This is a genomic window from Campylobacter concisus (assembly GCF_015230035.1).
In the GTDB taxonomy this organism is placed as follows: domain Bacteria; phylum Campylobacterota; class Campylobacteria; order Campylobacterales; family Campylobacteraceae; genus Campylobacter_A; species Campylobacter_A concisus_BK.
Map to the genome: position 1 here is coordinate 1 of NZ_JAAKZD010000022.1, position 5,701 is coordinate 5,701.

The 5,701-nt window shown below is 44.7% G+C and carries 2 tRNA genes and 3 rRNA genes; all 5 read right to left on the minus strand.

What is annotated here, in order from left to right:
• Positions 1 to 86: 86 nt before the first annotated feature.
• A 5S ribosomal RNA gene (gene rrf / locus G6W41_RS09910) occupies positions 87 to 205 on the minus strand.
• Between the two features lie 133 nt (positions 206 to 338).
• Positions 339 to 3,243: ribosomal RNA gene (locus G6W41_RS09915) — 23S ribosomal RNA — on the minus strand.
• Positions 3,244 to 3,676: 433 nt separating this feature from the next.
• Positions 3,677 to 3,752, minus strand: a tRNA-Ala gene (locus G6W41_RS09920).
• Between the two features lie 12 nt (positions 3,753 to 3,764).
• Positions 3,765 to 3,841, minus strand: a tRNA-Ile gene (locus tag G6W41_RS09925).
• Between the two features lie 94 nt (positions 3,842 to 3,935).
• Positions 3,936 to 5,446 (minus strand): 16S ribosomal RNA (locus tag G6W41_RS09930).
• The 16S, 23S and 5S rRNA genes sit together here with 2 tRNA genes alongside, the layout of an rRNA operon.
• Between the last annotated feature and the right edge of the window lie 255 nt (positions 5,447 to 5,701).

The following is a 5,701-nucleotide window of genomic DNA, read 5'->3' on the forward strand; positions in this document are numbered from 1 at the left end:
AAACCAATATTTTATACTTAAACAGCAATAAACACTAATAAAAACTAGAATCAAATAATATAAGAATTAAAGCAGACAAACAACAAAGCCCGCAACGACCTACTTTTCCAACATCCCAGTAAGGGAGAGTATCATCAGCCAGGACGAGCTTAGCTTCTTGGTTCGAGATGGAGCAAGGCGTTTCCTCGTCTGTATAGTCACGGGCAGTGTTAAATAAAAGATATAATAGATAAATCTCTTATTTAACACTACTAGATAAAGTTAAAAGTCATAAACAAAGTTCTATAAAAACATATCTTATTAAGTTTTTATCCTTAACAAGGAAGTGATGCTTATTAAAAGATAAGCAGACGAGCTATTAGTACTGGTCAGCTAAAGGACTTTCATCCATTACACACCCAGCCTATCAAACACATAGTCTATATGAGCTCTTAAAAGAAGATTCATCTTGGAGTTGGCTTCCTGCTTAGATGCTTTCAGCAGTTATCACATCCCAACATAGCTACCGAGCGGTGCCCTTGGCAGGACAACTCGTACACCAGTGGTTGGTTCGACCCGGTCCTCTCGTACTAGGGTCAACTCTCCTCAATCTTCTTGCGCCCACGGCAGATAGGGACCGAACTGTCTCACGACGTTCTGAACCCAGCTCGCGTACCGCTTTAAATGGCGAACAGCCATACCCTTGGGACCTGCTCCAGCCCCAGGATGCGATGAGCCGACATCGAGGTGCCAAACCTCCCCGTCGATGTGAGCTCTTGGGGGAGATCAGCCTGTTATCCCCGGGGTACCTTTTATCCTTTGAGCGATGGCCCTTCCACACAGAACCACCGGATCACTAAGACCGACTTTCGTCTCTGCTTGACGTGTATGTCTCGCAGTTAAGCTGGCTTATGCCTTTATACTCTACGAACGATTTCCAACCGTTCTGAGCCAACCTTTGTAAGCCTCCGTTACATTTTGGGAGGCGACCGCCCCAGTCAAACTACCCACCAGACATTGTCCTACTTGAGGATAACTCAAGCTAGTTAGCTATCAGAATAAAAAAGAGCGGTATCTCAACAATGGCTCACCATAAACTGGCGTCTATGGATCAAAGCCTCCCGCCTATCCTGCACATTTTTATCCCAATAGCAGTGTCAAGCTGTAGTAAAGGTCCACGGGGTCTTTCCGTCTTGCCGCGGGTAGGAGGAATTTTCACCTCCACTACAATTTCACTGGATCCCTCTTCGAGACAGCTCCCATCTCGTTACGCCATTCATGCAGGTCGATATTTAATCGACAAGGAATTTCGCTACCTTAGGACCGTTATAGTTACGGCCGCCGTTTACTCGGGCTTCGATCAAACGCTTCGCAGAGCTAACGTCATCAATTAACCTTCGAGCACCGGGCAGGCGTCACACCCTATACATCCTCTTACGAGTTAGCAGAGTGCTGTGTTTTTGGTAAACAGTCGGGAGGGACTCTTTGTTGTAACCTTCAATGCTTACGGAGTAAATCCTTCACAAAGTTAGGCACACCTTATACCGAAGATACGGTGCTATTTTGCAGAGTTCCTTGAAGAGAGTTCTTCCACGCGCCTTAGAATACTCATCCCACCCACCTGTGTCGGTTTACGGTACGGGCAACTATAACTAAACTTAGAAACTTTTCTTGGCTCGACAGTATCAAGGATTTACGATTCATTCCGAAGAACTTCACGCACCTGTAAGGCCTCGGCTTAAAGGAGTTCGGATTTGCCTGAACTCCAACCTGCACCTTTCGACCAGCACTACCATCCGCTGGCTCCTCTAACTCTAAGCGTCCTTCCATCGCACATTATAGTTGGCATTGGAATATTAACCAATTTTCCATCGCATACCCCTTTCGGACTTTGCTTAGGTCCCGGCTAACCCTACGATGACGAGCATCGCGTAGGAAACCTTGGGTTTACGGCGTTGGGGATTCTCACCCCAATTATCGCTACTCATGCCTGCATGCTCACTTGTATTCGCTCCAGCACTCCTTACCGGTATACCTTCAACGCAAATACAACGCTCTCCTACCACTTAGTAAAACTAAGTCTAAAGCTTCGGTACTCATTTTAGCCCCGTTATATTTTCCGCGCAGAATCACTAGACCAGTGAGCTATTACGCTTTCTTTAAAGGATGGCTGCTTCTAAGCCAACCTCCTGGTTGTTTAAGTAACTCCACATCGTTTTCCACTTAAATGAGATTTAGGGACCTTAGCTGTTAGTCTGGGTTGTTCCCCTCTCGACGACGGATTTTATCACTCGCCGCCTGACTGCCATGATTACACACTAGGTATTCGGAGTTTGATAGGGTTTGGTACATTGGTGTATGCCCTAGCCCATTCAGTGCTCTACCCCCTAGTGTTACTACATGACGCTATACCTAAATATATTTCGGAGAGAACCAGCTATCACGATGTTTGATTGGCCTTTCACCCCTATCCACAAGTCATCCCATAGCTTTTCAACGCTAGCGGGTTCGGTCCTCCACCGGCTCTTACACCGGTTTCAACCTGCTCATGGATAGATCACATCGTTTCGGGTCTGCAACGTCTGACTAAACGCCCTATTAAGACTCGCTTTCGCTACGGCTCCGGGTTTCCTTAACCTTGCCAGACATCACAACTCGCAGGCTCATTATGCAAAAGGCAGTCCATCACCCTGATAAATCATAGGGCTCTGAATGATTGTAAGCAAATGGTTTCAGGTTCTATTTCACTCTGATCACCTCAGTTCTTTTCACCTTTCCCTCACGGTACTTGTGCACTATCGGTCTAGTAGTAGTATTTAGGGTTGGATAGTGGTCTACCCAGCTTCAGACAGAATATCACGTGTTCCGCCCTACTCAGGATACTGCTAAGTAAAACAAAGCTTTCATATACGGGGGTATCACCCTCTGTGCCTAACCTTTCCAGGTTGTTCTATTAGCTAAGTTTAGTCCATATTGCAGTCCTACAACCCCACTAGTAAACTAGTGGTTTGCCCTCTTACGCGTTCGCTCGCCGCTACTAGCGTAATCTCTTTTGATTTCTTTTCCTGAGGGTACTAAGATGTTTCAATTCCCCTCGTTCGCTCCGTTATACGGTAACTAATATCTCTATTAGTTGGGTTGCCCCATTCAGAAATTCCCGGATCAAAGCCCCTTGACGGCTCCCCGAGACTTATCGCAGCCTGGCACGTCTTTCATCGCCTCTACTAGCCAAGGCATCCACCACTTGCTCTTTGTAGCTTACCTTTTCTATATTAGATTATTCTAATTCGCATCACTTCCTTGTTAAAGATAACTTTATGTTACTACATTTAAATTCTAACTCTCAAGACGGAAAGCATTGACTACTATTTAGATAAGTTTTAAATCCTAAATAGATTGTGATGTCAAACTTTTGCATTAAATGCAAAGAGAATAGAAATTTAAACCTTTAACAAGTCCTGTAAAATTGTTTTTAAAACTTGCTTGTGACTATTAACAATATTAATTAAAAGAACATTTAGACTTCGCAGACTAGCAAGCTAGCCTTTACGACCAAAGAGTTACACCCTTTGGAAACCCCTAAAGCACAAAGTTGCTTTCGGCAACTTCGTAATCAGTAAAGATTAAGACGCTTAAAAGTCTAAAGTAAATGTTTCTTAAAACACTTAATATAGACTTTTACTGTTAAACTATTTTATGGTGGAGAATAGCGGGATCGAACCGCTGACCTCCTGCGTGCAAAGCAGGCGCTCTCCCAGCTGAGCTAATTCCCCAATTAAATTCTCTGGTGGGCCTAACAAGACTTGAACTTGTGACCTCACCCTTATCAGGGGTGCACTCTAACCAGCTGAGCTATAGGCCCCTATAGGTCTATCAATCTTTCAAAACTAAACAAGGATGATTGAGAATATCTTTCTTATAGATATCTTGTGAGAGAATATCTATATGTACTCTAGAAAGGAGGTGATCCAACCGCAGGTTCTCCTACGGTTACCTTGTTACGACTTCACCCCAGTCGCTGATTCCACTGTGGACGGTAACTAATTTAGTATTCCGGCTTCGAGTGAAATCAACTCCCATGGTGTGACGGGCGGTGAGTACAAGACCCGGGAACGTATTCACCGTAGCATGGCTGATCTACGATTACTAGCGATTCCGGCTTCATGGAGTCGAGTTGCAGACTCCAATCCGAACTGGGACATATTTTATAGATTTGCTCCATCTCGCGATATTGCTTCTCATTGTATATGCCATTGTAGCACGTGTGTCGCCCCGGACATAAGGGCCATGATGACTTGACGTCGTCCACACCTTCCTCCTCCTTACGAAGGCAGTCTCATTAGAGTGCTCAGCCGAACTGTTAGCAACTAATGACGTGGGTTGCGCTCGTTGCGGGACTTAACCCAACATCTCACGACACGAGCTGACGACAGCCGTGCAGCACCTGTCTTAACATTTCTGCAAGCAGACACTCTTCTATCTCTAGATGATTTGTTAGATATCAAGTCCGGGTAAGGTTCTTCGCGTATCTTCGAATTAAACCACATGCTCCACCGCTTGTGCGGGTCCCCGTCTATTCCTTTGAGTTTTAATCTTGCGACCGTACTCCCCAGGCGGTATACTTAATCCGTTAGGTGCATTACTGCCAAGACTAGCTTAGCAACAACTAGTATACATCGTTTAGGGCGTGGACTACCAGGGTATCTAATCCTGTTTGCTCCCCACGCTTTCACGCATTAGCGTCAGTTGAGTTCCAGCAGATCGCCTTCGCAATGGGTATTCCTGGTGATCTCTACGGATTTTACCCCTACACCACCAATTCCATCTGCCTCTCCCTCACTCTAGATTATCAGTTTCCCAAGCAGTTCTATGGTTAAGCCATAGGATTTCACAAGAGACTTGATAATCCGCCTACGCGTCCTTTACGCCCAGTGATTCCGAGTAACGCTTGCACCCTCCGTATTACCGCGGCTGCTGGCACGGAGTTAGCCGGTGCTTATTCGTTAGGTACAGTCATTGTTCTTCCCTAACAAAAGGAGTTTACGCTCCGAAAAGTGTCATCCTCCACGCGGCGTTGCTGCTTCAGGGTTTCCCCCATTGAGCAATATTCCCTACTGCTGCCTCCCGTAGGAGTCTGGACCGTGTCTCAGTTCCAGTGTGACTGATCATCCTCTCAGACCAGTTATGCGTCATAGCCTTGGTGAGCCATTACCTCACCAACTAGCTGATACAATATAGCCTCATCCTACACCGAAAAACTTTCCCTATCTAACTTATGTTAGATAGGAGTATAGAGTATTAGCAGTCGTTTCCAACTGTTGTCCTCTAGTGTAGGGCAGATTAGCTATACATTACTCACCCGTGCGCCACTAACTCATAAGAGCAAGCTCTTACTTGTCCGTTCGACTTGCATGTATTAGGCACGCCGCCAGCGTTCACTCTGAGCCAGGATCAAACTCTCCATATTAACCTTCTTTAGCGTAAAGCAAAGCTTTACTAAGAAGCAACACTAAAGACTAAGATTGCTAATGCAATCTAGTAATAATGTTTTTACTAAAATTGCTTTTAGTATTTATTATGAAGTTTTTAATCAAAAAAAACTTTTAGTTTTTATAATTAGTTTGTCTAATCTATTATTTAATCATAATAGACTGGCTCAATCGATCACTTGTTTAGATTTCAAAGATTGACTAATAGTTTAACAATTGTAAGTTAAAAGAAC